This window comes from Streptomyces sp. GL_141, assembly GCF_057834385.1.
In genome coordinates this window covers 52,852-77,548 of sequence record NZ_CM174402.1, presented here as the reverse complement: position 1 = coordinate 77,548, position 24,697 = coordinate 52,852, and the positions used below count along the sequence as shown (strand labels likewise).

Below are 24,697 nucleotides of genomic sequence, written 5' to 3'. Positions count from 1 at the left end.
TTGTTCAGCAGCCTCGATCCGGGCGGCTGAACAATTGTTTTCCGTGGCCGAAGAGGCTCTTGTGGCCCCTGGTGCCCCCGCCTACGGTGGAAACGATCTTGACCCCGGGGGAGGGGAGCAGCGTGCGCAGTGGTGTGGGAAGGCCGGAGAAGGCGCTCGATCCACAGGCTGGTCCGACCGCCCGGTTCGCCGGTGAGCTCCGCGCACTGCGCCGCGCGGCCGGCTCCGTCCCCTACCGGGAACTGTCCGCGCGGGCCGGCTATTCGGTGACGGCGCTCTCCCAGGCCGCCGCCGGGAACCGGCTCCCGAGCCTGCCCGTGGCGCTGGCCTACGCCGAGGCGTGCGGCGGCGCCCGGACGGAATGGGAACGACGCTGGCGCGAGGCCGAAGCCGCGACCGAGGCCGAAGCCGCGACCGAAGCCCTGGCCTCCCTCGACCTCGGCGCCGACGGCGCAGGCACTGCGCCCTACCGCGGCCTCACGCGCTTCGAACCCGAGCACGAGGCCGTGTTCTTCGGCCGGGAACAGCTGACCGACCAACTGACGGCCCTGGTCACCGAACACCGCTTCGGCGTCCTCCTCGGCCCCTCCGGCAGCGGCAAGTCCTCCCTGCTGAGGGCCGGCCTCATCCCGCGGCTGCGCCGCTCCGCGCCGCCGCTGCCACCCGCCGCGGCCCTGCGCGTCCTCACCCCCGGCGAACACCCGATGCGCACCCACGGGCCGGTGCTCACCCCGGCCGACGGAGACGGCGAGACCTGGCTGATCGTCGACCAGTTCGAGGAGGTCTTCACCCTCTGCACCGACCCCGACGAACGGCGGGACTTCCTCGCGGCCCTCCTCGCCGCCCGCCGCCCCGCAAGCCGGATCCGCGTGGTGCTCGCCGTGCGCGCCGACTTCTACGCGAACTGCCTGGCCCACCCCGCCCTGGCCGAGGCCGCCCGAGCCGCGACCCTCCCCGTGGGCCCGCTGACCGCAGAGGAGATGCGCGGCGCGATCGTGCGCCCCGCGGCCGCGGCCGGTCTCACCGTCGAACGCGCCCTCACCGCCCGGCTCGTGGACGAGGTCACCCGCGAACCCGGCAGCCTGCCGCTGCTCTCCCACGCCCTGCTGGAGACCTGGCGGCGCCGCCGCGGGCGCACCCTGACCCTGGCCGGGCACGAGGCGGCCGGTGGTCTGCGCGGCGCCCTGGCCCAGACCGCCGAGGAGGTGTACGCGGCGCTCGGGCCCGACCGCGCCCCCGTCGCGCGCCGCCTCCTGCTGAACCTGATCACCCCCGGCGACGGAGCCCCCGACACCCGGCGGCCCGTACCCCGCGACACCCTCGTGCCCCCGGACTCGCCGGAGGCCGCCGAAGCGGGGGCCGTGCTCGACCGGCTGGCCCGGGCCCGGCTCGTCACCCTGGACCGGGACGTCGTGGACCTCGCGCACGAGGCCCTGATCACCGCGTGGCCGCGGCTGCGCGACTGGATCGACACCGACCGCGAACGGCTGCGACGCCACCGCCGGCTGACCCAGGCCACCCAGAACTGGCTGACCCGACGGCGCGACACCGGGGCGCTCCTGCGCGGAGGGGAACTGGCCGAAGCCGAGGCCACGTTCGCGGACGGCGCGGGCCGTTCCGCCGAGCTGATCCCGACGGAACGGGAGTTCCTGCGTGCGGGCCTCGCGTCCCGCGCCCGCACGCGCCGGATCCGTCGCGGCGTCACCTCCGTCGTCGCCCTCCTCCTCGTCCTCCTCACGGTGGCCGGCACGACCGCCTGGCAGCAGGGCCGCGACAACGTCCGCCAGCGGGTCGACGCCGAGATCCGCAAGGCCAAAGGACAGGAACTGGCCGCCGGACAGCTGGCAGCCGTGGCCCAGGGCCTGCGGAGCTCCGACCCCGCGCTGGCGATGCGGCTGAGCGTGGCCGCCTGGCGGGTCGCAGAGACCGCCGAGACCCGGTCGGCGCTGCTGGCGGCGTCCGCCCAGGCCGAGTCCGACGCCTACGACGTGCCCGACGAGGCGGGGCCCTGGACCTCCCACCCCGCGCTCCCGGTCCGGCTGAGCGCGGACGGCCGGACCGCGGTCACCGTCGACGTGGACTCCGTACGCGCCTGGGACGTCACGAAGAGGACGGCGATCGGACCGCAGACGACCCTCGACGAGGGCACGCTGTTCCGCGGGATCTCCCCGGACGGCCGCACCGTCCTGGTGCAGGGGTCCCGGGAGAAGACGGGGCCCGGATCCGGGAACGGGGCACGTCGACTGGACCTGGTGTCCGGGACGCCGCTCGACGCCGCGCCCCGGCCGGCGGGCCCGTCGGTTGCCTGGACGGCAGCCGGACAGGTCCTCGCCAACCAGGAGATGGACGGCGCCGTCGGCCGGCTCTCGCTCCGGGACGCCGGCAGCGGCCGCACCCTGCTGGAGGTGCCGACCGGGCGGTATCCGATGTGGGAACTGAGCCCGGACGGACGCCACCTGGCCCTGTGCACCAGGGGAGGGGATGCGGTGAGCCCCTTCGAACGGGCCGACGTGCCCCTGAGGGTGTGGGACGTGGCCCGCGGCACGGAGCTGCCCGCCGCCCGACCCGGCGGGTGCGCCGTCGACTCGTTCCGCTTCACCGGCGAAGGCGCCGTCCTCCTCACCCGGGCACCGGGCGGCCTGAGCCTGTGGGATCCGGTCACGGGCCGGGAACCGGGCCGGATCGACCACCCGGGGCTGACCGAGGTGACCACCAGCCCCGACGGCCGGTTCGCCGCGGCCGTCGACGGCCGGGAGATCCTGATGTGGCGCCTCGCCACGCCCGAACGACCGGTCTTCCGCTACTCCCTCGCCAACGGGGCCGCCTCCCAGCTCCGGATCGACCCGAAGGACGGCGTCATCCGGTACCTGACCGAACGCCGGCTCGGGGACACCATGGTGCGCTCGATCTCGTACGGACCGGCCACGACCCCGGACTGGAACCCCGAACCGGCATCCACGGGCACCTTCAGCGCGGACGCCAAGACCGTCGCGGTCGACCGCAGGCAGGGCTCCAGTACCTGGCTCGAGGCCTACGCCGTCGCCGACGGCCGGCGCACGGCCCGTACCCCGCCGGCCGACTGCCCGAAAGCCGAACCGGGATCCACCGGAGCGCCCACGGAACACGACTGCCGGGTCCTCCTCGCGCTCAGCCCCGACGGACAGACCCTCGCCCACGCCCGAACCGACTCCGCCGCAGGCTCCGACGCCGGGGGCGGACAGCGGGAGACCGCGCAGGAGCCGGCCCTGTGGGACGTGCCGGCGAACAAGGCCCGCCCGCTCCCCGCGGACCCGAAACCCTCGGCCGCCGCCCGGATGCCCATCACGGGAATGGCCGTCTCGCCCGACGGCCGGTCCCTGCTCACGACCCGTGCGGGCGCGGACACCCTGGACGTACGGGACGTGGCGAGCGGACGCCGGACCGGGTCTCAGGAGCTCACCAAGGACCGGACGTCCTCCGTGGTGAGCCGCGGGAGCGACCGGGCCGCCCCGGTCGCGGTCCGCCCCGACGGCCGACTGCTCGCGACCTCCTCGAACACCTTCGACATCGCCACCGGCCGGCGCACCGAACGGGGCCCCGCCATGGAACCGGGCGGGGTGATGGCCTACAGCCCCGACGGCACGCGCCTGGCGGTCGGTGACACCACGGGCGGGGTCACCCTGTGGGACGGGGAGGCCGAGCGGCGACTGGCGACCCTCCCGGCCGGGTCCGACGAGATCGGCCTCGCCTCCGCAAGGTCCGTAACGGCCTTGGCCTTCTCCCCCGACGGCCGGACCCTGGCCGTGGCGGGCGCCTCCGGCACCCTCCGGCTCTGGGACGTGAACTCGGGCCGGCCCCTGGGACCACCGCTGCCGACCCCAGGCGACGGCATCGTCGCCGTCACCTTCTCACCCGACGGCCACACCCTGCACAGCGCGGGCGAACACAGCACCGTCCGCACCCACCAGGTGGCCCCGGAGCACCTCGCGGAATCCGTCTGCACCCGCGCAGGAGCAGGCCTCTCCCGGTCCGACTGGCACACCTACCTCCCGGATCTCCCTTACCGAAAGACCTGCTGACAGAGCCCGCGTACGGCACTTTCTTGCGGTACAAGATACTCACTAACTATCTTGTACCGCATGACAAAGGAACTGCCTGCGGCCGGCGACCAACGGCGCAGCCAGCTCCTGCGGGGAGTGCTCGACCTGTGTCTTCTGTCGTTGATCGCCGAACGGCCCATGTACGGCTTCGAGTTCGCCGAGGCGCTCGCCGCCGGCGGGCTGGAGCTGGTCAGCGACGGCAGTATCTATCCGCTGCTCGCGCGGATGGAGCGGGCGGGGCTCATCTCCTCCTACCGCGCCGCCTCTTCGAGCGGGGGCGCCCCGCGCAAGTACTACCGCCTGACCCGGGCGGGGGACGCCGAGCTGAGCGGCGGCCGGGCCGACTGGCTCGCCTTCGCGGGGCAGGTGGGACGCATCCTGACCGCCACGGAACCCACGGGGGGAACCACACCATGACGAACGCGCGGATACTCGCGGCCTGCCGCAGCAACTGGGAGTACCGGGGGATCGACGACGCGTCCGTGCGGGAGATGCTCGACGAGCTCTCCGCCCACCTGGAGGACGCGCAGGCCGCCGGCCGCACGGGACAGGACGTCGTCGGCCGGGACGTCCGCGGCTTCGCCGCGGCATGGGCACGGGCGCGCGCCCCGCTCTCCCGGCGGGCGCTGCGCATCGTGTCCCTGGCCTGTTTCATGCTCGGCTGCGTCCTGCTCTTCTCCCACCTGCGTCATTGGAGCACCACGCTCGCCGTGACCGCCGACGACCTGGTCTTCTGGATGGTCCTCGGTGTGGCCACGGTGGTCTGGGAGCTGCGGCGCGGCAGCCTGGGCCTGTGGGCGAGCTGGGGGCTCGGCCTCGTCACAGCCCTGCCCGCCGCGATACTCACCCTCCTCCTGGCAGGTGACGGGGCGCTGTTCACGCTGCCGCTGTGGGCGGCGCCGGTCCTGCTGCTGCCCGGCCTGCCCTACGTCGTCGCCGACGCGCGGGCCAGGAGGAGCGGCGATCTCTCCGGCGAGGACACCGTCAGCCCTCGGGGCCAGTGACGACGAGGTCCGTGATCGCGCAACGGCGGTACCCGCCGCGGACCGGGCCGGTGGCCGGCCGGCGATCCCGGCCCGTTCCAGCCCTCTACGATCCGTCCGCGGACTGCCGCCGCACTCCGCCCCGCAGGGCCGCGGCGATGTCCGGGGGCGTGTCGTCGGCGGGTTCGAGCTCGTCCAGCCAGGCGGCGTCCTCGCTGTAGTGGGCCAGGAAGGGACGGCCGACCAGCTGCGGGTCGCGGGCCTGGAGCATGCGCAACTGGAAGAAGCGGCCCCGGGCGGTCTCGGTGACTCCGTCGACGACCACCTTGCCGGGCGTGGCCGACATGACCGGCCCGCGCACCGTGCGGGCGAGCCCGGGCAGGGTCCGGTAGGCGGACCGGAAGATGTCGTGGGCACGGGCGAGCGGCACCTTGAAGTACTCGTACGGGCCGGTGTCCCGCTCGACGAACATGTAGTACGGGACCGTGCCCGCGGCCAGTTCCGCGCGCCACAGCGCGCTCCAGGTCCGCGGGTCGTCGTTGACGTGGGCGACCAGGGGCGCCTGGCAGTAGACCATCGCGCCGGTGGACCGGATCCGGGCGATGGCCCGGCGGGCGAGGTCGGACTCCAGCTCTCGCGGATGCGTGAAGTGCATCATCAGCGCCAGGTTCTTCCCCGCTGCCACGACGTCCTCGAAGAGCCGGAGCACGTCGTCGGCGTCCGTGTCCGTGACGAACCGCTGGGGCCAGTAGGCGACCGACTTCGTGCCGATGCGGACGGTACGCACACGGGGCACCCCCAGGAGGGGGCCGAGGTGGCCGCGCAGCCGCTCGGTGGACATGATCATGGGGTCGCCGCCGGTGACGAGTACGTCGTCGACCTCGGGGTGCCGGCCCAGGTAGTCCACGAGGCCGTCGGGCGCGGGGGCGGCGAAGCGCAGATCGGCGTCCCCCACGAACTGCGCCCACCGGAAGCAGTAGGTGCAGTACGCGTGGCAGGTCTGTCCCTGGCCGGGGAAGTACAGGACGGTCTCGCGGTACTTGTGCTGGAGGCCGGGCACCGAATCCCCGTCCAGGGTGGGGACGTTGAGCTGCTTCTGGCCCGAGGGATGGGGGTTGAGGCCGCTTCGGATCTGCTGGACCGCGAGCCGGAGTTCCTTCCTCGCGCCGGGATCGTCCACGAGGCCTGCCAGCCGCAGCTCGTCCTCGGTCCGGAGCATCCCGCTCTGCGGGAAGACCATCTGGAAGATCGGATCGTCCGGAACGTTCCCCCAGTCGATCAGCTGGGAGAGGACGTACTCGTTCACCCGGAACGGCAGAACGGAGGCGAGGGACTTGATGGACCGGGAGAGGTGGCCCGGAATCCCGAATCTGTGGCTCAACTCGTCCACGTGGCGGGCGCCGTAGGCGTGGAACCTCTCCGTCTCCAGGGCCGCGAGGGGCGTTGAGGGCATGACGGAGGCCTCCGGCTTCATCAGTCCACCCGGGTGGGCAAGTTCCATGATCGTAGTTCGATCGGGCCGGGCGGAGCGCGGTGGACCGAAGGTCGGCCGATAGGCGCAGCGCATGGCCGGAACGAGAGGCCCGTCAAGGCGACTTGTGCCGTTTCGGCCCCGTCGCCCCCGGTACGGTGATCAGCCCGTCGGGCTCGCTCCTCGCCCCCGCCCTGCCCGGCCCGGTCGCGAGCTGGTCAGCTCGCGCTCGGCGCTCTCGAGCAGCATGTCCAGCGCGACCGGATAGGCACTGTGCGGCATCCGGGCCGCGAGGAGCCCGGCGGTGGCGGCGATGTTCGGGTACGCCCCGGCCGGCAGGCGGGCGTACGTCGACTCCCACCGCTCCTCATCGGACTCCCGGGCCTGCTCCGTCAGCGCCAGGGATCCCGCGTCGAGCGCCGCGAAGGCCAGGCACTGGTCGATGTAGGCGTGGTAGATCCGCACGGCGGCCTCATCGCCGAACCCCGCGCCGCGCAGGCTGCCCAGGATGGCCTCGTCGGCCGCGATCTCCCGGGGCCGCCCGGTCACCCGGCTCGTGGTCAGCAGGGCGGCCTGCGGATGGGCGAGGTAGGCACCGTAAATGCGCAGGCCCAGGGTGCGCAGATCCTCGCGCCAGCGCCCGGTCGGGACCCAGCCGGCGAGGGCCCGGCCGATGAGCTCCTCACCGATGGCCAGAGTGAGCCCGTCCATGCCGTCGAAGTAGCGGTAGAGGGTGCTGGGGTCCGCGCCCAGGGCGGTGCCGAGCCGCCGGGCGCTCAGGCCCGCGCTTCCGTGCTCCCGCACCATCCGCAGCGCCGTCTCGACGATCAGCCGCTCGGAGAGCACCGTGCCCTGCCGGGTCGGCCGACGGCGGCGGCGGGCCTCCTCCGGAACCACGTCCTTCGGCATCGCGGACACTCCTCCCGGACCGTTCGGCCCTTATGCCAACACCATTGACCTTAACTCTCGGCAGGCGGTTCCATCAGCCTCCTGGGGCACACGCCCCACCGGGAAAGGACCTCGTCATGCGTGTTCTGCTTGTGGGTGCCGGCGGTGTCGGCAGCGCCATCGCCAAGATCGCCGCCCGCCGCGGCTTCTTCGACCGTTTCGTCGTCGCCGACTACGACCTGGCCCGCGCCGAGGCCGCGGTCGCCGCCCTGGGCGAGGCGGAGCAGCGCTTCAGCGCCTGCCGCGCGGACGCCTCCGACGAGGAGGGGATCACGCGGCTGCTCACCGAGCACGGGTGCGACGTCCTGATGAACGCCACCGACCCGCGGTTCGTGATGCCGCTGTTCAACGCCGCGCTGGCGGCCGGCACCCACTACGTGGACATGGCCATGTCCCTGTCCCGCCCGCACCCCGCGGATCCGTACGGCACGTGCGGCGTGAAGCTCGGCGACGAGCAGTTCGAACGGGCCGCGGAGTGGGAGAAGTCGGGCCGCCTCGCGCTCGTCGGGATGGGTGTCGAGCCCGGCCTCTCGGACGTCTTCGCCCGCTACGCGGCCGAGGAACTCTTCGACGACATCGAGGAGATCGGCATCAGGGACGGGGCCGATCTGGCCGTCGAGGACTACGACTTCGCCCCGTCCTTCAACATCTGGACCACGATCGAGGAATGCCTGAACCCTCCCGTGGTGTACGAGCGCGAGCGCGGCTGGTTCACCACCGCACCGTTCAGCGAGCCGGAGGTCTTCGACTTCCCCGAGGGCATCGGCCCCGTCGAGTGCGTCAACGTCGAGCACGAGGAGGTCCTCCTCGTGCCGCGCTGGGTCGGAGCCCGCCGGGTCACCTTCAAGTACGGCCTCGGCGACGATTTCATCGACAAGCTCAAGACCCTCCACGCGCTCGGCCTGGACTCCACCGAACCGGTCACCGTCCGCGGCGAGGACGGCAGCCCGGTCCGTGTCTCCCCGCGCGACGTGGTCGCCGCCTGCCTGCCCGACCCGGCGGCCCTCGGGGACCGGATGACCGGCCGCACCTGCGCCGGGACCTGGGTCAAGGGCACCAAGAACGACCTGCCCCGCGAGGTGTACCTCTACCACGTGGTGGACAACCAGTGGTCCATGCGCGAGTACGGCTCCCAGGCCGTGGTCTGGCAGACCGCCGTCAACCCGGTGGTGGCCCTCGAACTCCTCGCCGGCGAGGTCTGGACCGGGTCCGGGGTCCTCGGCCCTGAGGCCATGGCGCCCCGCCCCTTCCTGGACCTGCTCACCGCGTACGGATCTCCCTGGGCGATCCGGGAACAGGACCCGGCCCCGGCGCCGAACCACTGACGGTGCCGGTACCGGTGCCGAACCGCCCCACGCCGCACCCGAGGACCGGAGCTGTGGATCTTGGCCGAAACAGGTCCTGGACGGAGGCGTAGCCAGGGCGCAGACTGCGCTGGGCGATCAAGTGGCGCCGGGGCGCACAGCGATGGAGGATGCTCGGTGCTGCGCATTCATTTCACCGCCGAGGATCTCGCTCGGACCCGCGTGGCCGCGACGATCGGGGCGGCCGCGGAAACGACGTACGGCCTGAGGCTGCTGCGCGGCGGCTGCGCCGCCGCGGCCCTGCCCTTCCGCCCCTGGCAGGAGGCGGTCCGCGGGCGGCTGGGTGCACGGGCCCGCCCGTTCACGAGCCTGATGGCCATGGACGGCCCGGACATCGACCTGACGGTACTGATGGGCGACACGCCGTCCGTCGAGGAGGGCATCGACAACCTGCTGCGGGCATCGGCCGCCAGCTTGCGGACCGAGCTCGAGCACATCGCCTTCCACCCCTCGCAGCTGTCGTGGGCCCGGAACCTGGCGTCCGGCGACCTCGAAGCCCGCAGGGATTTCGCCGCGGGGCTCGCCGCCTGCAACGAGGCGATCGTCGCTCCCTATTGGAACAGGGCGAGATCCCATGTGGAGGGCGTACGGGCGACCTTCGCGCGGACGCTGCTCGACGGCGGGATCGAACGCCTGCTGGAGGGGATGTGCGTCCCGCTGGTGCGGTGGCGGGCGCCCGTCCTGGAGGTGCGCTACCACCGGCACGTCGACGTCCACCTCGGGGGGCGCGGGCTCGTCATCGCGCCGACGGTCTTCCTGTGGCGGGACCCGGCACTGTTGTGGGACTCGCAGGACGAGACCTCGGCGCCGACACTGGCCATTCCCACCGTAGGCGACGTGCAGGCGGGGGCCGCGTTGTGGGGTGCGGAGCAGACCGAGGACCCGTCACTGGGCGCCTTGCTGGGACGTACGCGTGCCGCCGCCCTGAAAGTGGCCACCGAAGGGTGCAGCACCACCGAGCTGGCGCGACGCCTGAACGTGTCGATCGCAGCGGCGAGCGAGCACGCGACGGTACTGCGCAACGCGCATCTGATCACCACGAGCCGACGCGGTAAATCCGTGGTGCACACCGTCACCCCGCTGGGCGCCGAACTCCTGGGAAGCCCACTGGCCGAGCACGGCTGATCGGCCCCCGAACCGGCCGGAAATGAATGCCTGAGGCGGCGTGATGATCAGGCTGTTCGGCCGATGGCAGTCTCGTGCGGGGTGGTGGGCGGCGGTGGCGGTGCGTCGGGGGTTTGGCCGCGTAGCGCGGTGGAAGAGTCGAGTGCGTGGTGGGCGACCGACGGTTCCTCTCCGGACGGGGGACCGCTGCCCTCGCCACCGCGACACGAACGGGAGCCTCCTCGATGCGTATCTACGCCCAGACCCCAGCGCGTCGGAACCGCCAGCTGCTCGCGGATCTGCTCGCCGTGCTCCTGGTGGCCGCGGCGGTGCTGTTCGCCCTCGCGGTCCGCAGCACGATCATGCTGCTGGCCGAGCCGGGGCGGAAGGTCGAAAGCTCGGGCGACAGCCTGGCCACCGAACTCGGCAACGCCGGGAACGCGGCTTCGAAGGTGCCGCTCGTCGGTGACCTGCTGAAGACGCCGCTGCAGTCCGCGGCCGACGCGAGCACCGGGTTCGCCGATGCCGGACAGTCGCTTCAGGACACCGTCAGCCAGGTCGCCACCCTCACCACCACGGCTCTCATCGTCGTACCGGTCACCTTCGTCCTCTTGCTGTGGCTCCCGCCGCGTCTGCGCTGGATCCGGCGGAGTACCGCCACGCGCCGCCTCTTCGAGGCCCCCGGAGGCGCCGACCTGCTCGCGCTACGGGCCCTGACGGGCCCCCTGGGCGATCTCGCCGCGGTGCCCGCCCCTGCTGGAGGACTGGCCGATGCCTGGCGCCGCGGCGACGAACCAGTGATCGCCGATCTCGCCAAGGTCGCACTGCGACGGGCCGGCCTACGAGCCTGAGGTACGAAGCCCCGCCGCTCCCTCAAAGGCTTGTTCTCGCATGTGGTTCCCGGTTTCCGGCTGCGCTAGTGGAGGGAAGGAGTCCAGTTGTTCCCAACCGAAGGTGGATCTTGTGATGTCCAGGTGGCGCTCCTTAAAGGGCAACACCTCCCAGTACAACCGAAACGACAACATCAGCTCCCTGTGGGTCACAGCCTGCTGATCGCCCCGCCCGACCGGCAACCCGGGTACCCCTTCCGTGTCCCTGACAGCGCCACCAGAAGCATCGCCGAGATCCTGGGGCAGCCGGGCTACCGGACGTACTGAACTCGCCGTCCCCGAGCCGGGGGCCCGGTCCCGCGGTTCCACCGGCAGAAATAGGCGGGACCTACTTCTGCCGGTGGAACCGCATGGTCCGGCCCCCTGCCCACGGTGTTGGCTCGACGCGGAACGGACGGCGGGCCGGGCCGCCTGGCGTCATGGTGCCCCGGGCCGCGCACACCGCGGTCGCGCACACCGCCGTCCGGCAACCGGTACCGCACGCACGCTCCGGTTCCGACGACCGTCTTGACCTTGGGGAACGACATGTTTGCAAGAGGCTTCCGCGTACTGCGAAGGCTGGCCCTACCCGTCCTGCCGCTGCTCTTCCTGGCCGCGACGCTGCCCACCCCCACGGCCGCCGTGGCGGCGTCCGGGAGCAAGTACGGAGACGCCCGCCTCGACCAGTGGTCGTCGCTGACCACCCACAACTCCTACGCGGACTCGGGCATCGTGCCGCCGCGGAACCAGTCGCGCACCATCTCCCGGCAGCTGGACGACGGCGTGCGCGGGCTGATGCTCGACACCTACGACATCGCCTACGACCAGGAGGGCAACGTCGACCTGATGCTGTGCCACTCCACGTTCTCCTGCCACGAGACCTTTCGCGCCGGGCTCGGCAGGGTGGTGGACTTCCTCAAGGCCCACCCGGACGAAGTGGTCACCATCTTCCTGGAGAACTACGCCAGCCGCGCGTCGCTCACCCAGGCGGTCACCGACGTACTGGAGTCCGAGAACGCCAAGAACCTGCTGTTCTCGCCCACCCAGTACGACATCGACAAGCGGAATTGGCCGCGGCTGCGTGACATGGTCTCCGACAACCGCCGCCTGGTGGTGTTCCAGGACAGGTGGGGCGACGACGTTCCGGTCAAGTCCAGTGACGGGACCAAGGAATACGGGCGCCTCATGTACACCTGGAACCGTACGGTGGAGACGCTCTACGACTACGACGGCCGGCCCAGCGGCTGCGCGTCGCGCAACAGCAACCCCGTGGGGCAGAACCCCATGCCGGGCACGGCCCTGACGCCGCTGTTCACCATGAACCAGTTCGACTCGAGCGTGCCGAACCCGGAGGCCAAGGCGCCGGGCGACAACGGCTCGGCCCTGAAGAACCGCATCGACAAGGACTGCCGTCCCGCCGCGGGCCACAACCCGAACTACGTCGCGGTGAACTTCTACGAGCAGAGCGACACCAGTGGCGTCACCCCGATGTCCGTGGTCAACGAACTCAACCGCAACGCCCACATCTTCGCGCCGCACCCGGCGCTGTGGACCGTCACCTCGAACAGGCAGTTCATCGGGCAGACCTACGAGACCACCGCCCCGAACCGCTGCATGGTGCGCGGCGAGAACTTCCCCGACGGCACGGGCGGCGTGATGACGCAGCGGGCCTGCGCGAGCCCGGCGCCCAGCAGCCAGCAGTGGACGGTCCCCCTGCCGCCGTACGACAGCAAGAACTACTACTGGATCAAGGCGGGCAACGGCAACTGCCTCACCATCCCGTGGAACCTCGGAGTGCCGCCCGGCAACGGCATGCAGCTGTTCTGGTGGCCTTGCGAGAGCCGGTGGGCCTCGTCCAACCAGCTCTGGGAGGTCATGCCGGCGGAGCAGTACGGCGGCAGGCGCGCCTTCTACTTCATCAACCAGTGGACCGGCAAGTGCCTGACCCTGGACCCGGCGACGACCGGCGGCAAGGCCGGCAAGGTCACGCAGGACGTCTGCCCGACCCGCGGATGACCCCACGGGCCTGATCCGGGCACCCCTCACGTCCGTCGCCTTGGCATACTTCTGCCGGTAGGACCCGCCGACTCGGGGGGCCACGCTGACCAGGGGATTCGAGTCATGAACAACGGGGGGTTCGCCGCGCGCCTGCACGCTCTGCGAACGGGTGCGGGGCTCAGCCAGGAGGAACTGGCACAGGCCGCCGGGTTGAGCGTGCGGGCCCTTTCGGACCTGGAACGAGGACGCTCCCGGGGGCCGCAGCGCCGCACCGTACAGGCCCTCGTCACCGCCCTGGGCCTGGACGGTGCGGCCGCCGCCGCGCTGGAACACACCGCCGGCCTCGGCCGCCCGCGGCCCCGTCCCCGCCGCGAAGCCGTGCCCGCCATCCGGCCGGCGACCCGGCCCGTCCCGCACCATCCCCTCCAACTGCCGCGCGATCTAGGCGACTTCACCGCCCGCGGCCCTGCCCTGAACCGGCTCCGCACCCTGGTCGACCACCTCGACCCCGCTCACCCGCCCGTAGCCGTGGTCACCGGACAGCCCGGCCTGGGCAAGACCGCCTTCGCCGTCCACGCCGCCCACACCCTCACCCCCCACTTCCCGCACGGCCAGTACGCCATCGACCTGCGCGGCATGGACCCCCGTCCCACTCCGCCGCGCGACGCCCTCGCCCGGCTCCTGCGCGCCCTCGGCGCCGCCGACCACGCCATCCCCACCACCACCGAGGACCGCAGCGGGCTCCTGCGCTCCTTACTGCACGACCGGCGGATCCTCCTGCTCCTGGACAACGCCGCCGACGAAGCCCAGGTCCGCCCCCTGCTGCCCGGCCACGGCCCCTCCCTCACCCTCGTCACCAGCCGCAACACCTTGGCCGGCCTCGAAGCGGTCCACCGCCCCGAACTCACCCTGCTGCGCCGCGAGGAAGCCGTCGAACTCCTCACCCGCGTCATCGGACCCGAACGGGTGAGCCGCGAGAGCCAGGCCGCCCGCGACCTCGCCGACCTGTGCGGACACCTGCCCCTGGCCGTCCGCATCGCCGCACAACGCCTCGCCGCCCAGCCGGGCGAACACCTCGCCAAACTCGCAACACGGCTCGCCGAGAGCACGACACGCCTGGACACCCTGCAAGCCGGCTCGCTGCGGGTCCGCGCCGCCTTCACCCTGTCCTACCGGCAACTGCCCCCGCCCACCCGCACCGTCTTCCGCCGCGCCTCGCTCGCGGACGGCCCCGACTTCAGCCCCCGGAGCGCCGCCCTCCTGGCAGGACTGCCCCTGCGCCAGGCCGCCGGATGCGCCCAGGACCTCACCGACGCCGGGCTGCTCGAACCCCACCCCACCGCAGACCGCTACCGCTTCCACGACCTCCTCCGGCTCTTCGCCGCCGAGCAACTCGCGGAAGAGGACGAGCCCGCACACACCGCAGGCGCCCAGAACCGGGCCGACCTCTGGATGCTGCGCCGCGCGACCGCCGCAGCCCGGCTCTTCGACACCGCACCCCACCACGACACCGGCCCCGCCACCGATCCCGACCCCGCCACCGCACCCGCCGACCACGAACAGGCACGGCTCTGGCTGGAGGCCGAGAAGGCGCAGTGGCTCGCCGCCCTGGGCCGCGCCCAAGCCCGGGGCCTGCACCAACAGGTCATCGACACCGCCGAGGCGATGCACTGGTTCTCCGACCGCACCCCGCACTGGGAGGCATGGGCCCAGGTCTTCCAGTGGGCCGTCGACTCAGCCCGCGCCCTGGGCGGCAAACGCGACGAGGCCGTCCACCTCAACTACCTGGCCTGGGCCTACAACATGTGCCTCTACGACCACGCCGCCGCCCTGACCACCGCACAGGCGGCCCTGGCCGCAGCACGCGAAAGCGGCGACCAGCTCCAGGTCGGCTGGGCCCTGGGCTACGCCGCGGGCGCACTCCACCGGCTCGGGCGAACCGGCGAATCCATCACCTGGCTCCGCGAGGCCGCCGACCACCTCGGCAAGCAGACCGGCCCGGAGAGCCGACTCGCCGAGCTCACCGCCCTCAACTCCCTTGGCCAGCATCTGCGTCAGACCGGTCGCGCGCAGGAGGCCCTGGCCATCCACCGCCGCAGCGAAGCCATCTGCCGCACCGGTGTCCCGGGAAAGCCCCCGGAACTGATCGGCCTCTACCTCGCGGCAACCCGCCAGCACATCGGCAACGACCTCGCCGCCCTCAACCGCGGGAGCGAGGCGGAACACCTCCTGCGCTACGCCCTCACCCACTTCGAGGCAGCGCGGATGCCCGCCTGGAGCGAACCGGCCCGCCTCGACCTCGGCATCGTCCTGCTCCACCTCAACCGGACCCACGAAGCCCACACGGTCCTGACGACCGCTCACGAGGCCCTCGTCCGGCTCAACAACCCCCGCACATCGGAAGCCGCCGACCACCTCCGCCAAATCGACCCGGCCTCCGGCGTCGTACCCGACTCAACCGGCTGAGGAGCGGGACGGGCCTTCGGGGGTCAGCCCCGCAGGGTGGCGATGGCCGTCTCGATGCGCCGTTGGCGCGTCTCGGGCTTCTTCGCGCTCTCGATGGCGCGCACGTGCTCGCGCTTGCGGCTGTACGTGAGGTGGTCGTAGGCGGCCCGGGCGGCCGGGTCGGCGTCCAGGGCCTGGGCGAAGTCCGCAGGCTCGACGACGACGCGCGGCTCGGTGTCGAGCTCCAGCTCGACCTCGATCTCCTCGCCGATCTCCACCTCCGCGGCGCGCCGGTTGGCATGGCTGAGGCCGATCAGGTGGCGGCCGCGCAGGAGGGCGACCCGGCTCTTCCAGGAATGCTCGTTGATCGTGATCGTCACCGGCGGCCGCGAGCCCTCGCCGAGCGCCGCCACCACCTCGGGCGGAACTTCCAGACCCCGCATGGGCTCAGGTGGTTCAACGATGGACCGAAACTTCACGATCTTCTCCTGTTCGTCGTGCCGTTCACCGCGGATCCCGTCCGCCGGACTCCGATTGCCGCTCCCGCAACGCGCACGGGGTCACAGCCGTCCGGGACGGCAGCGGCACGCGCCCCGCCGTCCCGGACCCCTGTGAGAGGAAGCTCGCCTCTACTCGGCGTAGGGCTGGTCGGTTCCCTGGTCGCTGTAGCCCAGACTCCAGATGTAGCCCTCCGGGTCGGCGAAGGTGCCGCCGTACCCACCCCACGGCAGAGCGCCGGCGGGCTTGAGAACCGTGGCGCCGGCCTTCTGCGCCTCCGCCAGGATCTCGTCGACCCGCGCCTCGCTGCGGACGACGTAGGTCAGAACCAGTCCGCTGAAGCCGCTGCCCTCCTGGTCCGTGCCCACCTGGTCGGCGAGGCCCTCGCGGCTGTAGAAGCCGACGGGCGAGGCGCCGTCCGAGGCGAAGAACACCGAGATGCCGAAATCGCTCTGGATCTTCCAGCCGAGCCCCTCGGTGTAGAACTGCTTGGCCCGGTCCATGTCCCGAACGCCCAGAAGGATCGAGCTGACGTGCGCTTTCATGCCGTGCTCCTTGCACTGGTGAGGTCCATGGAGAGCAGGCTAGAGGCGTTCCGCGAGCCGCGCTTCTCGATTCCTGATCGATTCGGGCAGACGTCCCGTGCGCAGTCCTGGAGACGGCCGGGCCCAGACCGGCCGGGAGTCCCCGCCGCCGCCCCGCCGGTGCCGGGAGGACGACGTCGAGTTCAGGCCCTACGCCCGGTCGAGGTGGGCGCGCTGGGCCGGGGTCAGGTCCAGGTCGACGGCGTCCAGGGCCTCGTCGAGCTGGCCGACGGTCGAGGCGCCGACGACGGGCAGGACGGGGAGATCGCCCCCGAGCAGCCAGGCGAGGACGACCTGGTTGGCGGTGGCGCCGGTCTCGGCCGCCACGTCGGCCAGGGCGGCCAACTGGGCGGCGGCGCCCGGGTGGTCGAAGCCGCTCGGAAGGGGCTTGGCGGGGTCGGTGTACGCGCCGGCCAGCAGGGAGGTGTAGGCGAGCAGCGTGACACCGGGTTCGCTGCGGACGTAGTCGAGCAGTTCCGGCGTCGCGTGCTCGCAGGAACCGAAGGTCGCCCCGGGCCGGGGCCGAAGGTAGGTGTACTGCTGCTGTACGCAGCTGTACCCGGCCCCGCCCTGCTCGCGGGCCAGCGCACGGGCCCGGTCGATGCGCCAGGTGACCTGGTTGCTGACGCCCAGGACATCGACGGTGCCGTCGGCGACGAGCCCGCCGAACGCCGCGACCGTCTCCGCCAGCGCGGGCCGGCGGTCCTCCATGTGCGCGTACAAGACGTCGAGCCGGTCGGTGCCGAGCCGCTTGAGGCTGCCTTCGACACCGGCCCGGACGGCTGCCGCCGACAACCCCTCCGCGGTGCCGGGCCACTCACCGGGACCGGTCGGCCGGGCGCCGACCTTGCTGGCCAGTACGACCTCGTCCCGGTTGCCGCGTGCGGCGAGCCAGCGTCCGATCACCAGCTCGCTCTCGTCGCCGTTCGCACCGTCGAGCCAGAAGGAGTAGCAGTTCGCGGTGTCGATGAAGGTGCCGCCGCGCTCGACGAACCGGTCCAGCAGCTCGATCGCGCGCTGCTCGTCGATGCGGGTGCCGAACGGCAGGGTGCCGAGGCAGAGCGAGCTCACCTTGGGGCCGGGGGCGCCGTCCGCGCGCAGGCCAAGGGTACGGAAACGCATGGGAGTTCCTCTGAGGAAGGGGGCGGGGGTGTCGGACCGTCGGCGCTGGGCGCCGGGAGCGGTGAAAGGAACCGTGCCACCTGGAGCGCGGTCCAGGTCAAACCCCTCGGCGGCCCGTCACCGCCGATGGCATGATCCCCGCATGAGCGCACCCACGACCGAGTACCTGACCCCCGCCGAGACGGTGGAACGATCCGGCTTCAGCCTGGACACCCTCCGGTACTACGAACGCATCGGCCTGCTGGGCACCGTCCACCGCTCGCACACCGGCCACCGCCGTTTCACCCAGCACGACCTCCAGTGGCTGGCCGTGCTGCGCTGCCTGCGCGACACCGGAATGCCGATCGCCGAGATGCGGCGCTTCGCCGGACTCGTCCGCGACGGCGACGGGACCTTCGCCGAGCGCCTGGCCCTGCTGGAGCAGCACGACGCGCAGGTCGACGAGCAGATCGACCACCTGCGCGGCCAGCAGGCCTACGTCCGCGAGAAGATCGCCTTCTACCGGCGGGCACTGAACTGATGCGTCCGCTACCGGCGCACGGAGCGGGGCCGCAGGGGTGTCGCTCGTGTCGCCCGTGTCGCCGTAGGCGACGGGTGCCGCCGTCCCAACGCCCCAGGACGGGCTTGTTGCCCGGGTTGCCGAAGGTCATCGTCGACGACGGGGTGGTGCGGGCGGGGACGGCCGCCTGCTCGGGATCCTCGGCGAACCCCCACACACCGGTCGCCGGTAGCGGCCCCTCCTGCTAACGAGCAAGAGCGTGCAGGCGTGTTCAGCTCTTGCGGGCCAACGGCTCCGCGGCGAAGCTCACCCCTGCCAGACCATGGGCCATGAGGTTGCGAATGTTGGCGTGATCAGTGCCGTTCGGCGTCGCCAGCACGCTGCGGTAGTGCTCACCGAAGGCCAGCAGCGCCTCTTGGCCGCTCAGCCCTTCCAGCAGGGCCAGTCCCAGCGTCTTGCAGGAACCCTCGTTCTCCCCGGCGGCGTTCTCCAGCTCCCCGTTGCGGAACGCCTGCGGCTCATACGCGTAGTGCGCGGAGACGAAGGCCAAGGTGGCGGCGAACTCGTGCTCACCTGACGCAAGGCTCGTCCGCAGCGAGTTCAGATCAGTCATGTCGGTTCCTCAGGGTTGAACGGACGATCCGATTGCCGTCCGTGACCGGACGACATTACCCGCTCACGGCCGGCCGGCAGGAATCGCGCGACACGACCGATCTTCCCCTCCGACCAGCAGCGATCCCTGCCTCTCGGCAGCCTCTCAGGCGACGGTCGGCGGGGTGTCGCGCAGGGTGACGTTGGCGTGGCTCTCCAGGAAGCTCTGGTCGGAGACCAGGGTCAGCCGGGCCGTGGACTGGAACTCCGGAAGAGTGCCGGAGCCGCAGGACACCATCGTGGTCCTGAGCTTGGCGATGGTCACGGCGAGCCCTTCGTCGAGGTCGCCGGCGTAGGGGACGTAGCCGTCGACGCCCTCTTCGAAGATCAGGCCCTGGCCTCCCTGCCCGTAGCGCTGCCAGTTCCGGGCACGGTTCGAGCCCTCGCCCCAGTACTCCTTCACGAAGCCGTCCCGGGTGGGGAGCTTCGCGCCGGCCGCCTGGTCGAAGCGGGCGAAGTAACGCCCCATCATGACGAAGTCGGCTCCCATCGCCAGTGCCAGCGCCACGTGGTAGTCGTGCACCAGCCCGCCGTCAGAGCAGATCGGCACGTACTCGCCGGTGCGATCGCGGAAGGCGTCCCTCGCGGCGGCGACGTCCAGGACCGCGCTGGCCTGGCCGCGGCCGATCCCCTTCTGATCGCGGGTGATGCAGATGGAGCCGCCGCCCACGCCGACCTTGACGAAGTCCGCACCGGCCTCGGCGAGGAAGGTGAAGGCCTCGCCGTCGACCACGTTGCCCCCGCCGACGGGGATCTCCGGGTAGTGCTTCTTCACCCAGGTCAGCGCGTGCGCCTGCCAGTCGCTGTACCCGTCGGAGGAGTCGAAGCACAGGGCGTCGGCGCCCGCCTCCAGCAGAGCGGGAACGCGCTCCTGGTAGTCGTGGGTGTTGATGCCCGCGCCCACCCGCAGACGCTTTGCCGCGTCCACGGCCTGGTTCGGGAAGCGCTTGTTGTCGGTGTAGTCGGACCGGAAGACCAGGTACTGCAGGTGGCCTTCGGCGTCGAGCACGGGGAGGCAGTCGAGCCGCTGCTCCCACAACCGGGCGTTGGCTTCGGAGAGCGTGGTGTCGGCCGCGGCGTGCGGAAGGTCGGCGACGGCGGTCATCCGACCGCTCACCGGTCCGTCGAGGTCGTGGCGCTGCGGGTGGAAGTCCCGGGAGGTCACCAGGCCGAGCAGGCGGCCGGTGGCGCTGCCGTCTTCGGTGACCGCGGCGGTGCTGTGCCCGGTGCGCTGCATCACGGCGACCAGGTGACTCAGGCTGTCGTCGGGTCGGACGTTGGTGTCGCTGGTGACGAATCCGGCCTTGAAGTTCTTCACCTGGCGGACGGCTGCGGCCTGGTCCTGGATCGACTGGTTGTGGTGCAGGAAGCTCAGACCGCCGTTGCGTGCGAGCGCGATGGCGAGTTCCGGTGTGCTGACAGCCTGCATGATCGCGGAGGTGAACGGGGAGCCGAGCTCGATCGCCGACGGCTCTCCGACGACGTGCCGCACCAGGGGCGTACGGAGGTTGACCGTCGCGGGCGAGCAGTCGGTCCGGGTCCGGTTGGGCAAGAGCAGGAACTCGTTGAACGTCCTCGAGACCTCGGCGATGACCTGTGCCACTCGTTCCTCCTGATCCGCCGACCGGAACCCGACTGTCCGGCCGTGAAGGCCGCCCCGTGTCCCGAGACCCGGGCAGGCAGGTACCGGCATGGCAGCTACGGAGGTGCCACGAGCTGCGGCGGAACCCTGACCTGCCCGCGTTTCAATCCGGAGGCGGTCGTGACCTGGCACCTTATCGACTACCCGGCCGCTGCGCGAATCCCGTTCGTTTCAAAGGCAATTGCCGGTTGTGAGCAACCGGACGGGCAGGGCGAGGTTCCCGGCGGTGCTCGGCGGTGCTCGGCGGGGGCGAGGACGCCGTGCTCGAAGGCCCGGTCTCTCACTGCCCGGGAACAGGCCGTCGTTTCGCGGACCGGAACAGCAGTTCGCTCGCCTTCACCCGGACGACGGATGGCGGCCGTGGTTCATCACGGCCGGGCGCCTGCTGATCACCGCCGGCCGCAACGTGCGGGCCGCCCCGCTGATGCGCGAGGGCGCCGCCGGCCTGAAACCGGGGATTCATGACTGCTTGGATCTACTCGACCGGCGTTTCGCCGCCTTGTGTCCAGACGGCACGGAGCGACACGGTCCCGTCTTTCGGTAGCGCTCGATGCGGCTGCTGAAGGAGGTCGAGATTCTCGCGAAACCGCCGTGTCCGGGCCACCGCGCAGAAGATGGCCTCCGTTCGGGCAAATGCGCGGCAAACGGCGGCCCGACCTCCCGGCCGGACGGTCGGACGATACCTAAAGTGCCCGATATGTCTGCTACCGCGCGTACCACCGCCCAGCGCTACCCCGAGCGGGTCACCTATGACCGCGACGCCGTGTACGCCATCCTCGATGAAGCCCTCGCCGTCCACGTCGGCTTCGCCACCGAGGACGGGCCGGTCGTCATCCCGACCCTGCACATGCGCGAGGGCGACCAGCTCCTCCTGCACGGCTCCGCGTTCGGCCGCTTCATCACCACCGCGGCCGCCGGTGCGCCACTGTGCGTCACCGCAACGCTGATCGACGGTGTCATCCTGGGCCGGGCCTCCTCCCACCACTCGGCCGCCTACCGCTCGGTCATGGTCTTCGGCAAGGCCACCCCCATCGAGGACCCGGCCGAACGCGCCGACGCACTCGCCCGGGTCGTCGAAAGCGTCGTCCCCGGCCGCTTGGACGGCCCCTACGCCGCCCGCCGCCCCAGCGTCGAGGAAGCCCACTACACCGCGTGCCTCACCCTGCCCATCGAGGAGTTCTCCATGAAGGTCCGCGCCGGCTTCGCCCGCGACGAACCGAAGGACGACGCCGTCGAGGCATGGGCCGGATGGATCCCGCTGACCACCACCGCCGGCGCCCCCGTCCCGGACACCATCACCGGAACCCGCTTCCCCGCCCCCGCCTACGACCCGACCGTCCACCGCTTCCGCCAGGACCGCTGACCCACCGGAGTGGCCACAGGCACCCCGGAAGAACGGCTCGCCGCGGCCGGACTCACCCTCCCGGAACGCACCCGTCGTCGTCGAAATCCAGGTCGAGGTCTGAGCGCCGCCACCTGAGTACGCGCAACACGCCAGAGCCGGCGTTTTCCTGACGGCCCGCTTCTGGGGTTCGTCTCAGGGGAGTTGGCGGACGAAGTGGTGGTGCTGGCCGATGCCGGGGACGGTGTACTGGTCGCCGACGGGGGTGAAGCCGTGGTGTCGGTAGAAGCCGGAGGCGGCGAGACGGCCGCTGCACCAGACGAGCCGACCGCCGCGCGTGGCGCAGGTGTCGAGGCCGGCGCTCAGTACGGCTCCGCCGTAGCCCTGCCCGCGTACGTGCGGTGCGCTGGCCATTTTGCGGAGCCGCCACACCCCTTCGGTTGCGTAGGAGGCCAAGGCGGGGGTGTCGGGCAGGGGTTCGGTGCTGAAGGTGGCGCAGGCGGCGAGTTCGCCGGTGTCGGTGCGGGCGGCGAGGTGGAAGGTGTCCGGGAGCAGGTCGACCTCGGTGAGGGCGCTCTCGCGGGGCTGCCCGGGCCGCAGGACCTGCTGTCGAAGGTCCAGGATCTCTTCGACCGAGGCGATGGTGACGAACACGGCGCTCCCTCTCGTGCCATGGCGGGTGTCGCCCGTCGGGCGCATTCCGGATGGGTAGTTTTCCACGGCCGCCCCCTCACCGAGGCCGCCGACATCCTGGAGGCACTCCCGCCAGGACCATCTGCGACTTCGACTCCCCGCCGCCGGCCCGTCACCCGGTTCGGGCACACGGGGCCCCAACCGTTCGACCGGGGGGCGCGGGATGGGGACGATGGGCGAGGCCGACGACGGCGATGACGACGGCGACGACCGGCGGGTGCGCGCTTCGCCGCGGGGCGGGCTCCGCGGAGTGACCACGATCCGTGCCCTGGACCCTGGACGGCCACACCGATGACGTCTACGGCATCGCGCTCACCCCGGACGACCGGTACCTGCTCTCGGGCAGCTCGGACGGCACTATGGCGCTCCGGCAGCTCGACTGGTGGCCGACGCCGTCCGCCGCGCCCGGGACAAGCCGATCCCGCCGCTTAATTGACTGGCACGCGGTGTGCGGGCCTGCCTATGGTGACGGCGCGACCGCGTCCCCCGATGCGCTCGGCTGCGGCTACTTCCTTCCGAAACCAAGTGACGCCGCGGCCACTTCTGATCTCGGGGTGGCGCGGGCGCCTGTGCCCCGGCCCGTCCCTCCGCCTCGTCGGACGTCTCGGACGGGGCTCCCCATTGCCCTTGGATCCGGGGGGATTCCCTGCCTCGCTACACCCCGCGCACGTCGAAGATCTGGTCCGAGATGCTCGTGTCCCCGAACATCTCCGCCGCGGCAGCCCGTACCGGGCCCGATCAGTGGTCCCACCATCACCCCACCGGGGCGCACGCGCTCACCTATGAAGGCGGCCCCGGCTTCGTCCGGGAGCCGCGCGAGGAACTCTTCCTCTTGGCCGTCGGGAACTTCGTCTCCCAGCAGACCTTCTACGAGAGCGGCCCGGGACGCGACGACCGGTACACCCGCCTCGTGGGTGAACTCGCCCTCCAGGACCCCGTATGGACGGCCGGCCTGCTGCGTTGGCTCCGCGGCGAAGGAAACATGCGTACGGCCTCCCTCGTCGGCGCGGCCGTGTACGTCAGGGCACGGCTCGCGGCCGGGTCCCGCACGGGGCCGTCCAACCGGTCCGTCATCGACTCCGTGCTCCAACGTGCCGACGAACCCGGCGAGTTGCTCGCCCACTGGACCTCGGCCTACGGGCGGAACGTCCCGCAGCCCGTCAAACGGGGCATTGCCGACGCCGTTCGGCGGCTGTACTCCTCCCGCTCCCTGCTGAAGTACGACACCGCGTCCAAGGCCTTCCGCTTCGGCGACGTCCTCAACCTCGTCCATGCCACCCCCGACCCGGCCAAGCCCTGGCAGGGCGGCCTGTTCCGGCACGCACTGGACCGCCGGCACCACCCGCAGGACGCGGCTCCGCCGCCCGGCGACCGGCTGCTCGCCGCACACGGGACCCTGATGGAATTGCCGCCGGACGAGCGGCGAGCCGTGGTCACCGGGCCGGACGGCGCCGAGCGGCTGGCCGCGGCGGGCATGACCTGGGAGGCGCTGGCGGGCTGGCTCCAGGGACCGATGGACGCCGCCGTCTGGGAAGCCGTGATTCCCTCGATGGGACCGATGGCGCTGCTGCGCAACCTGCGCAACTTCGACGGGGCCGGGATCTCGGACGAGGCGGCGGCCGGAGTCGCCGCACGGATCTCGGACGCCGAGGAGGTCGCCCGGTCCCGGCAGTTCCCCTTCCGCTACCTGGCCGCCCACCGCCACGCATCCTCGGCGCGCTGGTCGGTGCACCTGGAGACGGCGCTGAGCCACTCGCTGGCCAACGTGCCGGCCCTGACCGGCCGGACCTTGATCCTCGTGGACCGCTCGGGGTCCATGTTCTACGGCACCGTCTCCGAGCGGTCCACCCTGACCCGGGCGGACGCCGCGGCCGTCTTCGGCACGGCGCTGGCGATGCGCGCCGAGGACGCGGACCTGGTCGAGTTCGGATCGTCGAGCGCGCAGGTGCCGTTCCGGTCCGGGGAGCCCGTGCTGGACGTACTCAAGCGGTTCAACGACCTCGGGGGCACCGACACCGCACAGGCGGTACGCGCCCACTACCGGGGCCACGAGAGGGTCCTGATCGTCACCGACGAGCAGACGGGCCCCCACCTGGGACGCCGAGGTCCGGCGGAACCGGTTCCGGAGCACGTCCCGGTGTACACCTGGAACCTGGCGGGGTACCAGCCCGCCCACGGCCCCGGCGGCCCCAACCGGCACACCTTCGGCGGCCTGACGGACGCCGGATTCCGGATGATCGGCCTCGTCGAGGCCGGCCGCGAGGCCCGATGGCCATGGATGTCACAGGACTGAGGGGTTTCGACAGCTCCGCTTCTTGGCGCGGCTGGAGGGTGCCGCGTTGGCTCCCGCTGCTGGCCGGCTGGATCGGGATACCCGCCTTCGCCGTCTACGGCATCGCCCTGAC

19 protein-coding genes and 1 pseudogene are annotated in these 24,697 nt (G+C 71.8%); 12 read left to right on the top strand and 8 right to left on the bottom strand.

What is annotated here, in order from left to right; genetic code table 11:
• The first annotated feature begins 122 nt into the window (after positions 1–122).
• Genes AC3IX6_RS00310 through AC3IX6_RS00300 form a run of 3 tightly spaced genes read left to right on the top strand, consistent with a single transcriptional unit; the run spans position 123 to position 5,083 of the window.
• Positions 123–4,058: an nSTAND1 domain-containing NTPase gene (locus AC3IX6_RS00310; RefSeq protein ID WP_489368127.1), complete on the top strand. Its 3,936-nt coding sequence runs from the start codon at positions 123–125 to the stop codon at positions 4,056–4,058.
• 60 nt (positions 4,059–4,118) lie between these two features.
• Positions 4,119–4,496 carry a PadR family transcriptional regulator gene (locus tag AC3IX6_RS00305; RefSeq protein WP_489368126.1) on the top strand — a complete coding sequence of 126 codons (378 nt, stop codon included), beginning with the start codon at positions 4,119–4,121 and terminating at the stop codon, positions 4,494–4,496.
• On the top strand, positions 4,493–5,083 hold the full coding sequence (locus AC3IX6_RS00300) for a hypothetical protein (protein ID WP_489368125.1): 591 nt from the start codon (positions 4,493–4,495) through the stop codon (positions 5,081–5,083). The genes AC3IX6_RS00305 and AC3IX6_RS00300 overlap by 4 nt, the downstream gene beginning before the upstream one ends.
• Positions 5,084–5,168: 85 nt before the next feature.
• On the opposite strand, the gene AC3IX6_RS00295 is transcribed toward AC3IX6_RS00300, so the two are convergent.
• Both AC3IX6_RS00295 and AC3IX6_RS00290 read right to left on the bottom strand, forming a co-directional pair.
• The gene (locus AC3IX6_RS00295; protein ID WP_489368124.1) at positions 5,169–6,515 is read right to left on the bottom strand and encodes a KamA family radical SAM protein; all 1,347 of its coding nucleotides are present in this window, start codon (positions 6,513–6,515) and stop codon (positions 5,169–5,171) included.
• Between the two features lie 180 nt (positions 6,516–6,695).
• Positions 6,696–7,442, bottom strand: coding sequence for a TetR/AcrR family transcriptional regulator (locus AC3IX6_RS00290; protein ID WP_489368123.1), 747 nt, complete (start codon positions 7,440–7,442; stop codon positions 6,696–6,698).
• A 116-nt stretch (positions 7,443–7,558) separates the two neighbouring features.
• Between AC3IX6_RS00290 and AC3IX6_RS00285 the strand changes: the two genes are divergently transcribed.
• The 5 genes from AC3IX6_RS00285 to AC3IX6_RS00265 all read left to right on the top strand — a co-directional run bounded on the left by AC3IX6_RS00285 (position 7,559) and on the right by AC3IX6_RS00265 (position 15,282).
• Positions 7,559–8,806, top strand: a complete 1,248-nt coding sequence (locus AC3IX6_RS00285) for a saccharopine dehydrogenase family protein (protein WP_489368122.1) — start codon at positions 7,559–7,561, stop codon at positions 8,804–8,806.
• A 156-nt stretch (positions 8,807–8,962) separates the two neighbouring features.
• Positions 8,963–9,970 (top strand): ArsR/SmtB family transcription factor, encoded by a 1,008-nt coding sequence (locus AC3IX6_RS00280; RefSeq protein ID WP_489368121.1) that lies wholly within the window; start codon positions 8,963–8,965, stop codon positions 9,968–9,970.
• 224 nt (positions 9,971–10,194) lie between these two features.
• Complete coding sequence (locus AC3IX6_RS00275; RefSeq protein ID WP_489368120.1) at positions 10,195–10,800, top strand: hypothetical protein; 606 nt, start codon at positions 10,195–10,197, stop codon at positions 10,798–10,800.
• A gap of 564 nt (positions 10,801–11,364) precedes the next feature.
• Entirely contained in the window at positions 11,365–12,834 is a 1,470-nt protein-coding gene (locus AC3IX6_RS00270) for a phosphoinositide-specific phospholipase C-related protein (protein ID WP_489368119.1), read from the top strand.
• Between the two features lie 105 nt (positions 12,835–12,939).
• On the top strand, positions 12,940–15,282 hold the full coding sequence (locus AC3IX6_RS00265; RefSeq protein WP_489368118.1) for an ATP-binding protein: 2,343 nt from the start codon (positions 12,940–12,942) through the stop codon (positions 15,280–15,282).
• A 23-nt stretch (positions 15,283–15,305) separates the two neighbouring features.
• Here AC3IX6_RS00265 and AC3IX6_RS00260 read toward each other — a convergent pair whose 3' ends face one another.
• From AC3IX6_RS00260 to AC3IX6_RS00250, 3 genes are all read right to left on the bottom strand, one after another.
• Positions 15,306–15,704, bottom strand: coding sequence for a YdeI/OmpD-associated family protein (locus tag AC3IX6_RS00260; RefSeq protein WP_489368117.1), 399 nt, complete (start codon positions 15,702–15,704; stop codon positions 15,306–15,308).
• 186 nt (positions 15,705–15,890) lie between these two features.
• Positions 15,891–16,304, bottom strand: coding sequence for a VOC family protein (locus AC3IX6_RS00255; protein ID WP_489368116.1), 414 nt, complete (start codon positions 16,302–16,304; stop codon positions 15,891–15,893).
• Positions 16,305–16,493: 189 nt separating this feature from the next.
• A complete protein-coding gene (locus AC3IX6_RS00250; protein WP_489368115.1) occupies positions 16,494–17,465 on the bottom strand; it encodes an aldo/keto reductase in 972 nt (323 codons plus the stop codon).
• A 142-nt stretch (positions 17,466–17,607) separates the two neighbouring features.
• Between AC3IX6_RS00250 and AC3IX6_RS00245 the strand changes: the two genes are divergently transcribed.
• Positions 17,608–17,985: a MerR family transcriptional regulator gene (locus AC3IX6_RS00245; protein WP_489368114.1), complete on the top strand. Its 378-nt coding sequence runs from the start codon at positions 17,608–17,610 to the stop codon at positions 17,983–17,985.
• A 250-nt stretch (positions 17,986–18,235) separates the two neighbouring features.
• Here the strand turns inward: AC3IX6_RS00245 and AC3IX6_RS00240 are convergent, their stop codons facing one another.
• Positions 18,236–18,577, bottom strand: a complete 342-nt coding sequence (locus tag AC3IX6_RS00240; protein ID WP_489368113.1) for a HopJ type III effector protein — start codon at positions 18,575–18,577, stop codon at positions 18,236–18,238.
• 144 nt (positions 18,578–18,721) lie between these two features.
• Positions 18,722–20,218 carry an IMP dehydrogenase gene (locus tag AC3IX6_RS00235; RefSeq protein ID WP_489368112.1) on the bottom strand — a complete coding sequence of 499 codons (1,497 nt, stop codon included), beginning with the start codon at positions 20,216–20,218 and terminating at the stop codon, positions 18,722–18,724.
• A 736-nt stretch (positions 20,219–20,954) separates the two neighbouring features.
• On the opposite strand from AC3IX6_RS00235, the gene AC3IX6_RS00230 reads away from it, so the two are divergent.
• On the top strand, positions 20,955–21,620 hold the full coding sequence (locus AC3IX6_RS00230) for a pyridoxamine 5'-phosphate oxidase family protein (RefSeq protein WP_489368111.1): 666 nt from the start codon (positions 20,955–20,957) through the stop codon (positions 21,618–21,620).
• Between the two features lie 174 nt (positions 21,621–21,794).
• Here the strand turns inward: AC3IX6_RS00230 and AC3IX6_RS00225 are convergent, their stop codons facing one another.
• Positions 21,795–22,253, bottom strand: a complete 459-nt coding sequence (locus tag AC3IX6_RS00225) for a GNAT family N-acetyltransferase (RefSeq protein WP_489368110.1) — start codon at positions 22,251–22,253, stop codon at positions 21,795–21,797.
• A 302-nt stretch (positions 22,254–22,555) separates the two neighbouring features.
• Here AC3IX6_RS00225 and AC3IX6_RS00220 point away from each other — a divergent pair.
• A pseudogene (locus AC3IX6_RS00220) lies at positions 22,556–22,642 on the top strand (WD40 repeat domain-containing protein); the annotation flags it as partial.
• 338 nt (positions 22,643–22,980) lie between these two features.
• On the top strand, positions 22,981–24,585 hold the full coding sequence (locus AC3IX6_RS00215) for a TROVE domain-containing protein (RefSeq protein ID WP_489368109.1): 1,605 nt from the start codon (positions 22,981–22,983) through the stop codon (positions 24,583–24,585).
• Positions 24,586–24,697 lie beyond the last annotated feature (112 nt).

What these genes read in the sequence shown, in the direction of transcription:
- AC3IX6_RS00305 (WP_489368126.1), top strand. Translation starts at nt 4,119, where the DNA reads ATGACAAAGGAACTGCCTGCGGCCGGCGACCAACGGCGCAGCCAGCTC.
- AC3IX6_RS00300 (WP_489368125.1), top strand. Translation starts at nt 4,493, where the DNA reads ATGACGAACGCGCGGATACTCGCGGCCTGCCGCAGCAACTGGGAGTAC.
- AC3IX6_RS00295 (WP_489368124.1), bottom strand. Translation starts at nt 6,515, where the DNA reads ATGCCCTCAACGCCCCTCGCGGCCCTGGAGACGGAGAGGTTCCACGCC.
- AC3IX6_RS00290 (WP_489368123.1), bottom strand. Translation starts at nt 7,442, where the DNA reads ATGCCGAAGGACGTGGTTCCGGAGGAGGCCCGCCGCCGCCGTCGGCCG.
- AC3IX6_RS00285 (WP_489368122.1), top strand. Translation starts at nt 7,559, where the DNA reads ATGCGTGTTCTGCTTGTGGGTGCCGGCGGTGTCGGCAGCGCCATCGCC.
- AC3IX6_RS00275 (WP_489368120.1), top strand. Translation starts at nt 10,195, where the DNA reads ATGCGTATCTACGCCCAGACCCCAGCGCGTCGGAACCGCCAGCTGCTC.
- AC3IX6_RS00270 (WP_489368119.1), top strand. Translation starts at nt 11,365, where the DNA reads ATGTTTGCAAGAGGCTTCCGCGTACTGCGAAGGCTGGCCCTACCCGTC.
- AC3IX6_RS00265 (WP_489368118.1), top strand. Translation starts at nt 12,940, where the DNA reads ATGAACAACGGGGGGTTCGCCGCGCGCCTGCACGCTCTGCGAACGGGT.
- AC3IX6_RS00260 (WP_489368117.1), bottom strand. Translation starts at nt 15,704, where the DNA reads ATGCGGGGTCTGGAAGTTCCGCCCGAGGTGGTGGCGGCGCTCGGCGAG.
- AC3IX6_RS00255 (WP_489368116.1), bottom strand. Translation starts at nt 16,304, where the DNA reads ATGAAAGCGCACGTCAGCTCGATCCTTCTGGGCGTTCGGGACATGGAC.
- AC3IX6_RS00250 (WP_489368115.1), bottom strand. Translation starts at nt 17,465, where the DNA reads ATGCGTTTCCGTACCCTTGGCCTGCGCGCGGACGGCGCCCCCGGCCCC.
- AC3IX6_RS00245 (WP_489368114.1), top strand. Translation starts at nt 17,608, where the DNA reads ATGAGCGCACCCACGACCGAGTACCTGACCCCCGCCGAGACGGTGGAA.
- AC3IX6_RS00240 (WP_489368113.1), bottom strand. Translation starts at nt 18,577, where the DNA reads ATGACTGATCTGAACTCGCTGCGGACGAGCCTTGCGTCAGGTGAGCAC.
- AC3IX6_RS00230 (WP_489368111.1), top strand. Translation starts at nt 20,955, where the DNA reads ATGTCTGCTACCGCGCGTACCACCGCCCAGCGCTACCCCGAGCGGGTC.
- AC3IX6_RS00215 (WP_489368109.1), top strand. Translation starts at nt 22,981, where the DNA reads ATGCTCGTGTCCCCGAACATCTCCGCCGCGGCAGCCCGTACCGGGCCC.